Source organism: Agrobacterium tumefaciens (assembly GCA_025559845.1).
Lineage (GTDB): Bacteria > Pseudomonadota > Alphaproteobacteria > Rhizobiales > Rhizobiaceae > Agrobacterium.
In genome coordinates, this window is record CP048470.1 from 189,337 (window position 1) to 205,516 (window position 16,180).

The 16,180-nt window shown below is 54.6% G+C and carries 13 protein-coding genes and 1 pseudogene; 5 read left to right on the forward strand and 9 right to left on the reverse strand.

The features are described from left to right. Positions 1–68: 68 nt before the first annotated feature. Genes FY156_17435 through FY156_17445 form a run of 3 tightly spaced genes read right to left on the reverse strand, consistent with a single transcriptional unit; the run spans position 69 to position 3,227 of the window. The gene (locus FY156_17435) at positions 69–1,328 is read right to left on the reverse strand and encodes a sugar ABC transporter substrate-binding protein (protein UXS03348.1); all 1,260 of its coding nucleotides are present in this window, start codon (positions 1,326–1,328) and stop codon (positions 69–71) included. A gap of 37 nt (positions 1,329–1,365) precedes the next feature. After that, positions 1,366–2,538 (reverse strand): hypothetical protein, encoded by a 1,173-nt coding sequence (locus tag FY156_17440; protein ID UXS03349.1) that lies wholly within the window; start codon positions 2,536–2,538, stop codon positions 1,366–1,368. After that, complete coding sequence (locus FY156_17445) at positions 2,535–3,227, reverse strand: FadR family transcriptional regulator (protein UXS05132.1); 693 nt, start codon at positions 3,225–3,227, stop codon at positions 2,535–2,537. The genes FY156_17440 and FY156_17445 overlap by 4 nt, the downstream gene beginning before the upstream one ends. Before the next feature lie 292 nt (positions 3,228–3,519). Here FY156_17445 and FY156_17450 point away from each other — a divergent pair. The 4 genes and pseudogenes from FY156_17450 (at position 3,520) to FY156_17465 (ending at position 5,729) form a co-directional block, all read left to right on the forward strand. After that, a pseudogene (locus FY156_17450) lies at positions 3,520–3,792 on the forward strand (IS21 family transposase). A 264-nt stretch (positions 3,793–4,056) separates the two neighbouring features. Further along, the gene (locus FY156_17455) at positions 4,057–4,518 is read left to right on the forward strand and encodes a hypothetical protein (protein ID UXS03350.1); all 462 of its coding nucleotides are present in this window, start codon (positions 4,057–4,059) and stop codon (positions 4,516–4,518) included. Between the two features lie 327 nt (positions 4,519–4,845). Further along, positions 4,846–5,160 (forward strand): hypothetical protein, encoded by a 315-nt coding sequence (locus FY156_17460; GenBank protein UXS03351.1) that lies wholly within the window; start codon positions 4,846–4,848, stop codon positions 5,158–5,160. Positions 5,161–5,339: 179 nt separating this feature from the next. Continuing rightward, positions 5,340–5,729, forward strand: a complete 390-nt coding sequence (locus FY156_17465) for a hypothetical protein (GenBank protein ID UXS03352.1) — start codon at positions 5,340–5,342, stop codon at positions 5,727–5,729. 211 nt (positions 5,730–5,940) lie between these two features. On the opposite strand, the gene FY156_17470 is transcribed toward FY156_17465, so the two are convergent. Both FY156_17470 and FY156_17475 read right to left on the reverse strand, forming a co-directional pair. Next, positions 5,941–7,881 (reverse strand): DUF4139 domain-containing protein, encoded by a 1,941-nt coding sequence (locus FY156_17470; GenBank protein UXS03353.1) that lies wholly within the window; start codon positions 7,879–7,881, stop codon positions 5,941–5,943. A 362-nt stretch (positions 7,882–8,243) separates the two neighbouring features. Beyond that, a complete protein-coding gene (locus tag FY156_17475; protein UXS03354.1) occupies positions 8,244–9,647 on the reverse strand; it encodes an ATP-binding protein in 1,404 nt (467 codons plus the stop codon). 481 nt (positions 9,648–10,128) lie between these two features. Between FY156_17475 and FY156_17480 the strand changes: the two genes are divergently transcribed. Beyond that, positions 10,129–10,359 carry a hypothetical protein gene (locus FY156_17480; GenBank protein ID UXS03355.1) on the forward strand — a complete coding sequence of 77 codons (231 nt, stop codon included), beginning with the start codon at positions 10,129–10,131 and terminating at the stop codon, positions 10,357–10,359. A gap of 49 nt (positions 10,360–10,408) precedes the next feature. Here FY156_17480 and FY156_17485 read toward each other — a convergent pair whose 3' ends face one another. The 4 genes from FY156_17485 to FY156_17500 form a co-directional block, all read right to left on the reverse strand. Beyond that, positions 10,409–11,011, reverse strand: coding sequence for a hypothetical protein (locus tag FY156_17485; protein UXS03356.1), 603 nt, complete (start codon positions 11,009–11,011; stop codon positions 10,409–10,411). Between the two features lie 135 nt (positions 11,012–11,146). Then, positions 11,147–12,265, reverse strand: a complete 1,119-nt coding sequence (locus FY156_17490; protein ID UXS03357.1) for an ABC transporter permease — start codon at positions 12,263–12,265, stop codon at positions 11,147–11,149. Continuing rightward, on the reverse strand, positions 12,262–15,036 hold the full coding sequence (locus FY156_17495) for a ribosome-associated ATPase/putative transporter RbbA (GenBank protein UXS05133.1): 2,775 nt from the start codon (positions 15,034–15,036) through the stop codon (positions 12,262–12,264). The genes FY156_17490 and FY156_17495 overlap by 4 nt, the downstream gene beginning before the upstream one ends. Next, on the reverse strand, positions 15,036–16,100 hold the full coding sequence (locus FY156_17500) for an HlyD family efflux transporter periplasmic adaptor subunit (protein UXS03358.1): 1,065 nt from the start codon (positions 16,098–16,100) through the stop codon (positions 15,036–15,038). The genes FY156_17495 and FY156_17500 overlap by 1 nt, the downstream gene beginning before the upstream one ends. Positions 16,101–16,180: the final 80 nt, after the last annotated feature.

The following is a 16,180-nucleotide window of genomic DNA, read 5'->3' on the forward strand; positions in this document are numbered from 1 at the left end:
CCGATGGCCCGAGGGCCCCGGCGAGAGGGCCACACGGGTTGGAAAACCCGTGCGGCCGTTATTGTCAGTTATTTGGATGCCAAAAACTTCTGTTGCGCCTTGGTCATGTAGTCTGCCCACTGTTTGGCGAGGTCTTCAGGCGTGATATCGCCAAGCAGTGCTTCCTGTGACGTCTTGATCACGAGCGAATCCTTGAAGAAGGCAAACTCCTCCAGATAGGTCGGCATCGTGGTCGGCACGGCATTCTTGTCAGCAAGCTCATCGAACCAGCCCTTGAACTGTTCGCTCGCATAGAAAGGATCCTTTTCAGCCGACTTGTGCACTGGCAGAGCACCCGTCTTCTTGTTCCACTCGATATTGCCTTCCGGCCCTTCGAGGGTTTCGATCAGCTTCCAGGACAAGTCCTTGTTCTCGGATTTGGCCATCATTGACCAGCCCGCAAAACCAATCGTCGGGAACGTCTTTCCGTCTGGGCCCTTCGGCATGGTCATCACACCGAAGTCCTCCGCCTTCATGCGCTGAGCAATTGCGATCAGTGCGTCAGGATCCTGATCGAGGAATGCGCAGGTGCCAGAGTAAAAACCGGCGACAATCTCGTTGAAGCCCCAGTTTACGCTGTCCTTTGGAGCATAACCGTTCTTGTAAAGATCAACCACATAGGTGAGACCCTTTACCCAGCCTGGGCTGTCGAAGGTCGACGTTCCATCCTTGGTAAAGAACTCATTGGAGCCAGCCATCGACGCGCCGAACATCACCCAACCGTTCAGTCCACCCGGTCCACCGCGCATGCAGTATCCGTATTTGCCTGGCAGGGCGGCAACCTTCTTCGACGCGTCGGCAAATTCGTCCAGCGTCTTCGGCGGCTCTTTCACACCGGCCTGCTCCAGGAGTTTCTTGTTGTAGAACATGGCCCTCAGATAAAATCCGTAGGGCAACATGTAGGCCGTGTCCTTTACGTCGCGGCCAAGCTCAAGTGTCCGGTCACTGAGGCCCGGCGTATGCTTCCATTTGGCGAGGTAAGGCTCCAGGCTTTCGAGCATGCCATTGTTGGCGTAGAGCGACAGCCAGGTATCGGGCATTTCCATGACATCCGGGACATCTCCGGCTGACACCATGGTTGCGAATTTCTGGAAGGCTTCGCTCCAGGGCAAGGAGATGATTTCGACCTTTGTCCCCGGATTGGCGGTTTCAAATTTCGAAACGATGCCTTTGAGCGTTTCCGTGCGCTCCGGGCTTGTAATGACCTCAACTAGTTTCAAGGTCGTGTCCGCCATAGCCGTTCCGGCCATCATGGCGGTGAAGAGTGCTGCGGTTACCAGTTTTTTCATGTTGTTCTCCCCTTTTGTCGTCAGTTTCAAGAAGCGGTCAGGCGGCTGAAGCCTCCTTGATCGCCGGTTCAAGGTCCTTCCAGAGCGCCTCGGTGCCTTCGAGCCCGACATGCAGGCGCACCGAACGTTCGCTGATGCCGAACGTGTGGGCAGAGTTTGGCTGCGCCTTCTGTTCGAGCACCACTTCACCGGGGACGATCAGGCTTTCGTGTCCTCCCCAGGAAACACCGAGTTTGAAAAGCTTGAGCTGGTTCGCAAAAGCGCGCACATCAACTCCAGGCTTGAAGATGAAAGAAAACAGACCCGACGTTCCGTTGAGGCCGGGCGGCAGACGGTTGGCGAGGCCTGGATGGCAAACCGTTTCAACCACATCGAGCGCCTGCAAGCGGTTGGCAATTTCGAGTGCCGATTCTTGATGCGCCTTCATGCGGATAGGCAGTGTGCGCAGCCCTCGGATGAGGAGCCAAGCATCGAATGGTGACATCTTGCCACCGAGATAGGGGTAGGTTTCGGCACGAATGCGATCAATCATTGCCTTGGAGCCTGCAACCACACCGGAGACGACATCGCTATGGCCGCCAAGATATTTCGACGCCGAATGCAGAACGAGGTCGACGCCGAGCGAGATCGGTTTTTGGAAGATAGGGCTCGCCCATGAGTTGTCGATGACGGTTATAGCGCCGTGACGGCGTGCGATGGCCGCAAGTGCGCCGACATCATGCGCTTCCATAACCCAGCTTGTCGGACTTTCCATGTAAAAGAGTTTTACGCCGGGCATCGCTTTTTCAACGGCAGCCTCATCGCGACCATCAACATAGACGACCTCGATATTCATGCGCTTCATGTAGGTGCCGAAAAGACGGAACGCATCGGGGTAAACATGGCGAACCGCCACGATGCGATCACCCGGGGACACAAACGACAGAACGGTCGACGAAATGGCCGACATGCCACTTGCAAAACCGAGCGCATCCTCCGCACCTTCAAGCTTGGCGAGCATTTCCTCAAACAAACGGACGGTCGGATTAAGACCACGCGTGTAGACGGGACGCGTCTTTTCACCGCGATAGGTCGAGACCATCTCATCATAGCTGGAGAAGGTGAATAGCGACGTCTGCACGAGCGGTGGCACCACGGCTTCGAAAGCATGGGTCTCATCGTGTGCAACGATCAGGGAGGCGGGATCAAAGAGATCGTTGCCTTGGCTCATTTCGACATGTCCTTGATATCTTCCTCGACCACGGCGAGGATTTTAAGTGTTTCTTCGCGGGCAGCATCAGCATTGCCAGACGCGATTGCGTTAAAAAGCGTCCGGTGGAACGGAAAGGATCGCCCTGCGAAATCCGGACGATCAAAAGGCTTTGACCAGAAGCGTTCGAACCCTTCACGCATCTGCTCAAGTAGCTGTTTGAAAAGTGGGTTATGCGTGGCGTCATAAATCGAAAGGTGGAAGGCAAGGTCTGCTTTGCCGGACGTTCCTTCCGCAAGATGGACCCGTTCCATCTCGTCGAGCCGCGCTTCCATCGTTGTGATATCATCAGCCGTGCGCCGGCGCGCCGCTGCCATTGAGGCTTCGACCTCGATGCCGCGCCGAACCTCGAGGGTCATCAGCAGGGCATCACGGAGGCTTTCGGCCTCAATCGAAATTGGCATATGCACGGTGGCCGCAGAGATCGGCTTGAGCAGGTAATTGCCGCTACCCTTACGGCTATCGATGACACCCAGTGCCTGGAATTTACGAATTACTTCACGGATTGTGGAACGACCTACACCAAGTGCTGCCATCAATTCTCGTTCGGCTGGAAGCCGATCGCCGGCTTTAAGATCAGCCCGCTCGACATAATCGGAAAGGGCAGCTTCGACCTGGCGCACACGGTCGCTCGGCGGTATCGGCTGCATCAATTCCCGGCTGCTGGTCCTGTCCAAGACGACTCCTTAAATTGGTCTGACATCTTACCATTTCAAACAGAAAATCGGTTGTCAACTGGCAAGACTGATGCATTAAGCAACTCTGGCTCGGCCCAAAACTCGGGTTTCGTGTCCCGAAAGGAAGTCTCACGTGCCACAAAGCGATTTCGGTGTTGGTTTGCACGCAGAACTGATCCGGTTAAGCGCATAATTTCCATTGAGAATTGAGCCATGTGAACCTTCCCCCCAACGCGGAGAGCGACGGGGGCAACGGGGCAACGGAGTGATCCACATGGGACTTTCAAATGTCATCCGTCGGATGGCGCTGCGTGAGAAGCAGTCGATTTTCCGACAAACTGGCGGCCTGGCTGAATACAGAGGCCGGAATGTCGCGCAAGCAGCGACGAAGACCGAAGCAGGTTCTTGCCGGTCCGGTGGCTCTCGGCTTTACCGGCTTTTATGGTCGGGTTGCCGCCTTTGCCCGTGATTGGCGAGCGAACGACAGCGTTAGCAGCAGACGACGGGCCGCGGCATATTCGTTCCGCTGTCCTTCCGCGCCCATTCGCTCGAAATTTAACGACTTTCAAAATCTCAACGTAATCACCGCCACCTATAATTGTGACCTGATTGATTTTTCACTTTTGGTCATCGCGTCTCCGGCGGCCGCCTTCCTTGCGGGAGGCGCATATTCTCTGGTTCCACGTGAATTGTATGATCCCGAATGCAATATCAAAGGCAACAATCATTCGTACTGAATTGGCGAGCGGTGGTTCTGTTCCGAAGCAGAGCGCGCGAGCGCTGGTTGGAGGAAAGCGTCGAGATGATAGTCACAAGGGGCACGATATTGCGAAGGGTCATTGGGTTCTTTTGTTTTATGGCAATAGCGTTTGGCGCTTTAACCCAAGTGAGGGCTGACCAGTCTCATTTTACAGGGAGCTGGCAACAGATCGTTTCAAATGCAGGGCAATGCGACCGTTGCCAGATTGCCATCGAGCAGCAAGGCTCTGTGTTGCGAATAACGTCAAGTAATGGCTGGTTTGCTGTTGTTGATGTCGATCAGAGCGGAGCCTCTGAGACAGTGAGTGGTATAGGGCGATGGAAACCCGGGCATGGAGGCGTTTACAGCAGCGCGCCATTTACTGTTGATTTCACAATGACGGATGGACAGCTTTATATGAACATGAGCGTCCCGGACGCAGACAAGCGTACCCGTGTCATCAAGGCGATTTTTGATAAATTGCCACCAACCAACAGTGACCGTAGCCCGTCGATCAAGGCCTAATGATCGGCCGTTAAATTGGCATTGTTTCACGGTTTCCTCCAACAGACCAAGCCTCAACCGGCGGTGAGTAAGAACCACGTTGGTGAGGATTTTCACCTACGCAGCGAGTTCAAACCGCGCTGGCAGACCAGCCCAACCCATTGGAAAAGAGGGATATCCAGCCACTCGGTCAAACCACGGCTTCGTTGGGCGAGCCCGGTTCCTATTAAACATCGCCTGCGGAAGAAATGGATCAGAAGAAAAACTATCTGGTGGGGATCGTGGTGCCTCGGAACCGAACGACCCACTATCCGTTTTGCCTTGAAAGGATTTCTCGGGAGAAAGGTCATGAAACTCAAGCTGGTTCTGAGCACAATAATCGGCCTCACCTGCGCGGCAAATATAGCCGAAGCACGGAACGACTGGCACCTTTACGGCGCGGTCCACGTTGCCGGTGATCCCGTACTTGAGACGGCTTATCGAAACGCGCTTTATCAGTGCGGTTACGACGGGCATCCTTCACCCACTCGCTTCGGCGCTTATAACAACCCGAATGCCTCTCCAGAAATGCGCATCTGCCTGTCCCGCATGGGGTTCATCCTGGAATATGGTGAGCCCTTCGCCTACCCTGTTCGTAAAGTGGTTTACCACTCCACATATTGATCCCCGGATCACATAGGGTGGCTGCGTTTGAAGTGAAATGGTCCTGGCGACAGGCTGGCGTCGACGCATACGACAGCAACGGAGTCCTCATCCCTGAAGCCAGTCTGATGTGCTGAGCGCTGCTGCATATTGAAAATTGTGCCGGGAGTGCCGACCTACAGGATAGCCTGGAGGTCAAGATGTTTTATGTTTCCCTAGCACTATGCGCTGTCGTCACGGCATTTTTTGTTTGCCGATACTATGCCGCAAAGACACTCCTTGTCGAAAAAGATATCGAGAAAGCTATCGCGCGCAAACTTGCGTCGAGCGGGATAAAGCTTGAGCTGGCAAATGTCCAAGAGGAAAACGCCGTAATGCGGAACCTCTTGCTTGACCTTCTCGAGAACGAAGCAGCGTTACCGATCAAGCAATCCACTGTGTCTAGGGATGAGTTCGTTCGCATGAAAACAGCCAAGATCCAGCGGTACCGCGAGATTTTGGCAGAAAGTGCACATGTTTTGCGACAGAGCCAGGCCAGCCATGTTGCCCAGCCCTCCAGTTCGATCAATTCCGACGATCGCAGCCCATGAATTTTAGCGGATATTGCGGTGTCGTAGACTGGTCAAGATGCAGGTCCCAAAGGCACCTAGGTTGCAATGGAGACATCATTCGGCGCCGATAGGTGGAGCCCAATATGAGCGAATAGGATCAATAACGCAGAAGAACGCAACCTCAGCTGCCTTCGAAACGAAGGCAACTGAAATCGTTCCTCTTTGCCCATCGCATTTGCAGATACATCGTTCAGAAAGTTCTGATGATCTTGCCCACTTTTGCTGTAAAATCGTCTAGAATTTTTCGCTGTTCAACCCGCTGCCCCTCGATTGAAGTGAGCTTGTCTTCCAGAAGGTTCAGCTGCTTGTCGAAGCGATTTTTCGTATCGCCGTCTCCAACAGCCTGCAGATTTTCGCGAACCCTCGCCTGCTCCTGCGATGCCCGGTCGTAGTCCTGATCGAGAACCTGCAGTCTCAGTTGAGCGTCATTCTCGCTCCGGCGCGCATCTGCCAGTTCTATGAGCTTTGCCTTCGTCTCGTCATCGACAGCAGCCTCTTGCCAGGCGACCAAAGTGAACGCGTCCGCGTCGACGAGCGAAATGGTTTCATCGTTGATCAATTCAAACCGTGTTGAGACAGTCTTCGTCTCGGCGGCTTTCAGTTTTGTCTTTATTCGATAATCACTGACGGTTGGATCATCCTGTCCCTCGGCCTTAAACGTCCAGCCGCTCCGTTTTGGAACCTCAATCACGACGGTACGCTCGCCATCCTGAGCGCCCGTGATAGTGTAGGTCGCCTCTTCAACGGTTGATGACTTTGCGTGCATCATGCCATCGATGACCTTGAGATTGACGATGTTCTGGCTGGTCTTAACCGCTGGGTCTACATTCACCTTCTGATCGACCGCAAAGCTCACCGATTGTTTTTCGTCCCTTGGCAGTCCATTTATTTGCGCGTCACCGACATATCCGACACTTTCATCATAAACAGTCATGATGCCGGGCGGCAGACTGATCCCGGCATTATTTTCAATCAGTGCAGCCGCTACCGGGTGGTCACTCACCATCCCGGCTCGAAAAAGTGAGACCATTTCAGCCTTCACTCCCTGATCAATGATCGGAACCGAAATAGTGTCACCATTCTTGACGTCGTAGGTGCCATTCAAAGCGAATGTGGACGTAACATCCTGTTCGGCAACGCTCGCTTCTTGACCCGCAGCCATTGCGAAAGGAGCTGGCGCGGCCTCACCAGCCATTGCATCTGCCGCGGGCGAGGAAAGGAGATTTGAAATCTCAAAGTTTTGTCTAGCCATCATTGGTTTCGCCATTACTCCGCGCGGAAGTCTGGCTGCCGCCGTATCAACTGGCACTTCGGTGCGGTCACGCATGAAGTGTCGATGAAGCGCTTGCTTGAGGGTGACCGGCTTTCCGGAAGAAAGTGTCACGCCGACACCGTTCCAATCTTCTCCTGACGCATTTTCGAATACTGCCCAGGCCTGGAGGCGGACTTCGCCATCCTTGCTCGTTACAAGGCGGTATGAAGTCTTCCAGATCGGAGCTGGTACGACATATGAGATATCAACGTCCCGGGAAGCAGCGCCATCGAGCTTCAGCGTTACAGTGCGCGCTCCATCTGTATTACCTTTTGCAATCACATCCATCGCGGTCTTGAGTTTGGCTCTGACAGAAGTGTCCAGAATTTCAACCTTTGTGCCCGGCAGCGGAACCATCGCAACTTCGCCGTTGTCCATCATCAGGGATAACTGCCAGCTTTTGGATGTTTTTTCATCTTCGCTGGCCGTAACACCAAGAATGACGCCATCTTTATCCCCTGCCCTGACCCGTGCTCCCTTGATCGCATCCAGTAGCTTGGGCATTGAGGTAAGGTCAGACGCTTTGAACGGCAGTGTGCGGAAAGTCTCTTCAAGCGGGTTGGGTCCAGCAAGTGACAGGTTCTTGACCCTACCTTCCTTATCCCGGACAACGAGGCTCTTAAGAACATCATCGATCTGATCGAGCGGCACCTCGATGGTGACCTCGGAATCCTGACCAACTTCAGCAGACCTGACAATTTCGGCTAGCCCGCCGGAAGACAGCGTTACGGATTTTACGGGGCCGTTGACGGCAGCAGACGCTGTTGTTGCGATGAGTGTGAAGAAGAGAGCTGGTAGAACGCGCTTGGTTTTGGTCATAAAAACTCCCTGGCCGGTTCATGGCGGAGCGCCAAACAACCTCCGACTGCAATTTTTCGACTATCATCACCGTTTTAGCGTAATTTGAGGCGGAGGTGGCGTAGACGAGATTGGCCCACTTATGCCGAGTTCGTATCCGTCACGCTTTCGCCCTTACCCCACCGATTGCCTTTCAAAGGCCTAGCTTTCGCCAGATGGACCGCATTTGCGGAGACATGCCTTTACTTGCGGCATTACGGAGCAAAGACTACCAAAAGCAGCTTAGGCATCGAAATTACTACTGAAATTACCGACGTTATGGAGCAAATGCCACATGCGACAGGCCGCGCGCTAGTAGTGGCAATGGCCCCAGGTTGCCGCCTCTACCGACGCGGTTTCACCAGTGTTTCTGGGGTTATCAGATGCAAGTGCTCGTCTTCTTTCGCCAAACTCTCGACATCGCTTGAAAAACCACGTCTACTGAAAAACAGGTAGTGCTTGCCCGTCGATCCTTCCCCGTAAGTCGTTTTCTCGGATCGCTCACGCAACAATCGGACGTGGCCAAGGTCGATCACACGCGATCGCCATTTGCATTCGCCATAGAAGAATGCACCATCCAACAATCGCCCCGCGACATCGATGTCGAAATCGACGTGTCCCCAAATCTGGCCAACCTCCTGGGTCGGTACCGCAAGGACCTCTTGCATATGAAGCCTTGCAAATTGAATGGCGATCGGTTCGAACGCCATCCCCATGTATTCGGAGAACCGAGGCTCCACAACGCGGTCGTAAACCTCCTCGCCAAACCCGCTGCTGATCGCGCTCAGGTTTGTTCGCACGAAACGATGCCAGAACGACATCAGGCTGTCTGCGACGCGATAGCGACGGTTTCGGCCCTTTTCGTTGGCATCTAGCGATTTCGAATTATCGATCAAATCAAGCGCGAGCAGTTTTGCCAGGTAGGGTCCAATACTGTCGCCTTTGACACCCAGTCGGTTTGCAATCTCCGATTTAGTGCTGCAACCGTCAGATATAGCCGCAACCACGCTTGAGTAAAAAGACGGCTCTCTGAGTTCGGTCTGCAACAGCGTGTTCGGTTCGTCGATCAGCGAGCCTGTCTCTGTAAGCAAGAGTTTGATGACGTTATTGCGGAGCGGCTCCTGCGCATCGCAAAGCTGAAGATAGTAGGGAATGCCCCCGAAAACCGAATAGGTTCTGATTATGTCATCGGCAGTGTACTCTGGGAAACACTTGGCTACATCGACAAGGGGCAAGGCCTTCATGTCGAGCGACAGGGTTTTTCGCCCGTAAAGCGGGTTCCGTTCCGCCAACAGGTCTTCCATTTGAGAAATGGCTGAGCCGCAAAGGATCAATTTCATCGACCCATCTGCAAGCGCGCCGGAATCCCAGAATTTCTGCACGATCGATGGCAGTGCTGGCTCGTTATCAAGCAGATACGGAAATTCGTCGATCGTGACGATCAGTCCCGGATGCTCGCCGGCACGCTCGGCAACATAGTGCAGTACCCCCTCCCAGCTTGATAACGCTTCTAGCTGTGGCTTTGATCCGATTGCCTTTCCGACATCGGATTTGAACTGCTCCAGGTTTAAAAGTGATGAGACGCGGGTTGCCTGAAAGTAGATTTCCGGGCGATCCTTGGCGGACTCCCGAAGGAACCGCGATTTGCCGATCCGCCGTCGGCCAAATACGATGATGAGGGAAGGTCGTTGCGAATCCAATTCGGTCCGCACCAGCCTGAGTTCACGTTCGCGACCTACAAACTGCATATACCCGCCTCAAAGTAATTATAATTACCTTAATCGTACATACCTTAATGACGATTCCTTTGTCAAGTTCTGTGCGAGTCATGGCGACCCCGAAGAGACACGCCCAAGGGCCAGCACTTCCTGATATCGCCAGAGTGCCGAACGCTGACCATGCTCAATCTCCAAGATGCGGGATACGACTGCCTACGACTGGTTTTTGCACCTGCGCTGGCACGAGACGGATGGCGAATTTTTTTGCCCGAAGTGCGGAACGTTGCGCTGCCCACGATGAGCCGAAATCGCTTCAAATGCACCCAGAAGACCTGCCAGACCGTGTGCGAAGCTCATTTAGGGCAGCGCTATAAACGTCGCGCTGCGCCAGGACAAATCGCTCGACATCAAATGACGGCATGGGCTACTCCCACGTTTTGTCAGTCAAGCGACCAACACTAAGCCTCCTGCAAGCAGAAGACATTCAGGCCAATTTCGATAGAATAGCGACATGAGCACATTTAACGAGACTGAAACCGCGCTTTTCGAGCGACTTCGCGCCTTGAAAGCGAAGCCGGAAATGGCAATCAATCTTTACGACATTGGCGTACCGATGACCGCCGCAGGCTTCACGGAAGAAGAAATCATGAGCGTCCTCACAGCTCTTGAACAGGACAAGATCGTCGCATTCTCACCGGGCAACCGTCTGCTGATCCTGAAAGATCTTCCCGATACAGTATGAGAATACGTAAGTCGCAGCACAGGACTGAAAGTCGGGCGACGCCGATCACTCAGAACTTGTAACGAACGCCAAAAACATTGGCATTCGTTGCCCCCTTCATGTTTCCAAGTGTCTTCCCCCCACCGGACCGATGATGGAGGCGCCAGAAGAACTCGGTCGAAGAATCCTCGCTAAAGGAGACGTTGATTTCTGGGCCGAGGTAGAAAAGGACATTAGCGTTGCCGTCGTCCTTGATCTCCTGCTCGCGTTCCCGACCTGGTTGCGCATCGGTGACAAGACTGAGGCCTGCTGTAAAACTCGGTGTTATGAAGAGCCGTTCGCCAAGTTTGATCTGCTCATAGCGCGCAACGGGACCTGCCCAAATTTCGCCGGTAAAACCCTTGCCAAACCTCGCGGCTACTCCGATTTCCCCTCCCAGTCTCACATTGCCGATCTGATAGGGATAGAACTGATAACCGCCGCCGAGAATGGCATTGCGCTCGTAGTCGACCGGGAAAAGGGCCGCACTCTTCAGCATGTCTTCCGTGGTCAGCGCGCCGGCAAAACCGAAAATTGCCTCTTGGGTCGGTTCTGCCATGTCCTCGGACGCAAAGGCTTGCGTTGTCGCCATCGTTAACATGGTTGCCAGCATCAAACCGTGCACAATCTTCATGTCTGTACTCCTGAACGTACCCGCATAGGCATGATCCAATAGGGACATTTCCATGATCCTAACATCCCGCAACCGAACACAAAAAGTTCAATGCCGAACGAAGGAATGGTTTCTCGAACCAAACTCAGTCGTGCATCAGCGCAGGAATGTCCTGAAACGTCGCAGGGCAAGGTAGAACATGACACCACCGATCGCCGCAAGCGCCATGAGTTGCGGCCAGACGACGTCAATCCCCGCCCCCCTGAACAGAATGGACTGCGCAAGGATGACGAAATGGGTATTGGGTGCGAGCAGCATAATGTACTGAATGATGTCGGGCATGCTCTCTCGCGGCGTTGTCGCGCCTGAAAGCACCTGAAGCGGCAGGAGAACCAGGATCAGCAACATACCGAATTGCGGCATGGAACCGGCCACAGTCGCCATAAAAATACCCATGGACGTCATGGCGAACAATTGCAGGGCGGTACCCAAAAGAAAGAGCCAGAGCGAGCCCTCAATGGGGATGCCGAGCAGCCCTTGGACCACGACGAAGAGAGAAAACGCCGATGCCACGAGGACGACAAGTCCCATCGACCAGACTTTGCTCAGCATAATCTCCAATGGCGTGACTGGCATGACGAGGAGATGCTCGACCGTGCCGTGCTCCCGCTCCCGGATCAGCGCGGCTCCCGTCAGCACGATAGAGAGCATCGTGATGGCAGTGATGATGTTGTTGATCGACCCGAACCAGGATTTATCCAGTTCCGGGTTGAAACGCGCCCTTAATGTCAAATCCACCGGGACAGACGTTGCGCCTCTATAACGGTTCACATATTCCTGAACTTCGCTCGAGATGATGGTCTGAACATATCCACCCCCGCTGAACGCCTGGCTCATACGCGTCGCGTCGATATTGAGCTGGATCGCCGGCTGCTGGCCTGCCATCAATCGGCGCTGAAAATCGGGGGGGATGTTCAGAGCAAACGTATCGAGGCCCGCATCCATACGCTTGTCCATTTCGGCAATCGAAATCTGTTTTGGAGGCGCAAAGTATGGCGGGTAGAACGCGGTGCTGATACGTCCGGAAAGCGGCGACTGATCCTCGTCGACAATGGCAATCGCAGCATTGTTCAGCGTTTCCGGCAAAGCACTCGAGCCGGTGTAAATCTGCAGCGTGAAGGCATAGACGATGAGGACAAGCAACATTCCGTCGCGGGCAAGACCACGCAACTCCTTGATGCCGAGCTGAAAGATGTTTGAGGAAAAAAACGTCATGACGCCTGTTTCCTCAAAAGTGCGGCTCCGGCAACAAGCAGGACCGGCACGGCAATCAGGAGGGGCACGAAGGACCCGTATAGTCCGGCAAAATCAAGTGCCTTCGAGAAAGTGCCGCGTGAAATCGTCATGAAGTAGGTCGCGGGATAGATCTCGCCGATAACAGCGCCAGCTCCGCGCAATGACGAGACGGGATCTATCATGCCGGAATACTGGGTCGCAGGGATCAGTGTCAGAAGTGCAGTCCCGAAGATCGCGGCAATCTGGCTCTTCATGAACGACGACATGACGAGACCGATCGATGTGGCGATGATGACGAAGAGCAGCGCCCCTGTCGCATAGGCGAGATAGCTTCCAGTAAACGGTACCCGGAAAATAAAGATCGCAAAGGCCGTCAAAAGCAGGAAGTTCAGCATGCCGAGAGCGACATATGGAAGCTGCTTGCCGATCAGAAACTCCAGTCGCGTCGTTGGCGTGACGTACAAGTTGACGATCGACCCCAGTTCCTTCTCGCGTACAACGCTCAATGCCGACAACATGGCCGGAATGAGCATGAGGAGGAGCGGAATGACTGCCGGCACCATGGCCACCAGGCTCTTCACATCAGGATTATATCGGTAGCGAGTTTCGATGCTGAAGGAATTCTGTGTTGCAGCACTACCATAAAGTTCAGTCGCTTTGCGCGTCAGCCACCCCTGGTGCATTCCCTGAACGTAACCGCGCACGGTCTCCGCGCGTTGCGGCATGGCGCCATCGATCCACGCCCCGACTTCAACCGTTTTGCCACGCAAAACGTCACGCCCGAAACCAGGCGGAATTTCAATGGCGAGGCTCAGCTCGCCATCACGCATTCGCCGGTCCATATCGGCATAGTCACGGATTGGCTCTTTCTCGATGAAGTACCGGGAACCGGCGATATCCAGGACATAATCTCGACTGATCGTGGAATCATCGCGGTCCAGAACGGCAAAGGTCAGATCCTCGACATCGAGGTTGATGCCGTAGCCGATAACAAACATCAGTATCACGCTGCCAAGGACGGCGAGCGTGCCGCGGATCGGGTCACGTTGCAGTTCCAGAGCCTCGCGACGGGTATAGCTGAACATCCGCCTGAAATCGAAAAAGCGCTTTTTTGAAGGGGGTGCGTGGGTTGTCTGGACAACGGCGACTGGAGGCGCGGCAGCGGCGTCCGTTTTCGTGATGCCCGAGGCATCTTCAAGATAGGCGATAAATGCGTCTTCGAGCGTCGCTGCGTTGCGGCTTTTCGTGATCCCTTCCGGGGTATCACTAATCAGCACCTTGCCGGCATGCATCAACGAAATTCGGTCACACCGTTCCGCCTCGTTCATGAAATGGGTCGAGATGAAGATGGTCACATTGTCGTTGCGGGACAGCTCGGCAAGGATTTGCCAGAAACCGTCGCGCGCCACCGGATCGACGCCCGACGTGGGCTCGTCAAGGATCAGGATGTCGGGAGAGTGGATCATGGCAACAGCAAGAGACAATCTCTGGCGGATCCCGAGTGGCAGGTCATCCGGAAGATTTTCCATGACGTCACCGAGATCAAAGCGCTTCGCCATCTCCTCTATGCGGGGCCCAATGGTTTTTTCCGGCAACTTGAAAAGTCGCGCATGCAGATCGAGGTTTTGACGTACCGTCAGCTCTGAGTAGAGTGAAAATGCCTGGCTCATGTAGCCGACGCGGTGGCGGATCGCCATGTCGCTCGCATCTACAGTGTGGCCGAACAGCTTCGCTTCGCCCTCGCTGGCGGCAAGCAATCCCGTTAGCATCTTCATGGTGGTGGATTTGCCACAGCCATTCGAGCCAAGAAAGCCGAATATCTCGCCGCGCGGGATTTTGAAGCTGACATTGTCGACCGCTGTAAAATCCCCGAAACGCATGCTCAGATGCGAGGCTTCAATCGCATAATCGCCGTCATCTGATGCCTGGCGCGGTGCAATATGCACCTCCTGATACCCCTGTCGCTTCGTCTCTGGCAGAAGGGCAATAAATGCTGCGTCGAGATTGGCGGCCGACGTGCGCTTGAGGAGTTCGTCTGGCGAACCCGTAGCCAGGATTTTGCCCGCATCCATCGCGACGAGCCAATCGAAGCCGGCGGCTTCCTCCATGTAGGCGGTGGCGACAATCACGCTCATGCCCGGGCGACCAGCGCGAATTGTGTCGATCAATTCCCAGAATTGCCGGCGCGAGAGCGGGTCGACACCTGTCGTCGGTTCGTCGAGGATCAGAAGGTCCGGATCGTGGATCAGGGCACAACAAAGACCGAGCTTCTGTTTCATGCCGCCAGAAAGTTTCATGGCTGGCCTGTCGGCGAACGGTTCAAGTCCGGTACTTTTCAGGAGATCGGCAATACGGGCCTGGCGCTCCTTGCCGTCCTGGCCAAAAAGCCGGCCAAAGAAGTCAATATTTTCGAACACCGACAATGTCGGATAGAGGTTCTTTCCAAGGCCTTGCGGCATGTAGGCAATGCGTGGGCAGGTATCTTCGCGGTGGCGGGCGCTCGACATATCACCGCCCAGCACCTCAACCTTACCTGTCTGGATAGCCCTCGCACCCGACACCAGCGACAGAAGAGACGATTTTCCAACGCCATCGGGACCGATGAGGCCAATCATGCGCCCGGCTGGAATTTCGACGGAAATGCTGTCGAGTGCCACTGTATTCTTGAAGGCCAGCCGCACACCACTCAGTCGCGCGACCGGTTCAATTTCCATTTTCGCTTCCAAACGCTCAGCCATGGCGGAAACCATCACTTGACGAGGTTGCGTTCAAGGTTCTCCGGCCAGGCGGCATTCGGATCAAGCCGGACGTAAGCCATGCCAGGCAGACCTGTTTTCACGTACTGGATATATTTCTGCAGCAGTTCCAGGGGAATCTGGGCACGGACGCGGAACGTCAGTTTCTGGCGCTCCTCCTCGGTTTCGACCGTTTTTGGTGTGAATTGCGCGACATCCGCCACGAAAGACACCTTGGCCGGGATCGTGTATTGCGGCGCGGCATCCAGAATGAGGCGAACATCGGAACCGATCGATGTCCGACCAGCCTCCGCTGTCGGGAGGAAGAACGTCATGTAGACATCGCCGAGGTCGACAAGATTGAGGACCCGCCCGCCGGCCGAAAGAACCTCGCCGGGCTGCGCGATCCGGTACTGGACGCGGCCATCACGCGGCGAGACCAGCGTAGCATCCTTGATATCTGTCTCAATGCTTTCGATATCAGCCTGTGCGGCGTCAACGGCCGCCTCAGCATCGACAATCTGAGCCTTGGCTGCATTGATTGCGGCATCGGAGGCTGCAAGCGAGGCCTCTGCCGAGGCGAGCGTAGCACGTGCCGAGAGCTCGGCCGCCTCGTTATCATCGACAATCTGTTGCGAAACCGCATTACCGGTCAGCAACTGTCTGGAGCGCGTGTAAGTCTTTGAAGCAGAATCGAGCTGCGCCTTACGTTGCTCCACCACAGCCAAAGCTGATGTCTTCTCGGCTTCCCGCTGCGCAACAAGGCTATGGGCTGTATCGATCGCGATTTTCGCCCGGCGAAGCTGGGCTTCCGCCTGTCGTTTCTTGGCTTCGAGCTGGGCAGTATCCATTTGCGCCAAAACCTGACCGGCCTTGACGAAATCACCCTCGCGCACAACGATATCCTGAAGGCGTCCTGCAGTTTTCGTGGAGATGTCGATTTCGACTGCTTCGATACGGCCATTGCTGGCAATGAAGCCGGAAGGTAATCCCTCACCTGTCAATTTTGACCAGGAAACATATGCGACGGCAGCAAGAACAAGAACTGCCAGACCAATGAGCAAGCCTTTTTTCGACATTCGTCTTCCCCAAAAACCCCTCGGAATTCAACCATAGTACGTTAAAATCCGAGAAGCCAGCCACCATAGCTTTTAAAATC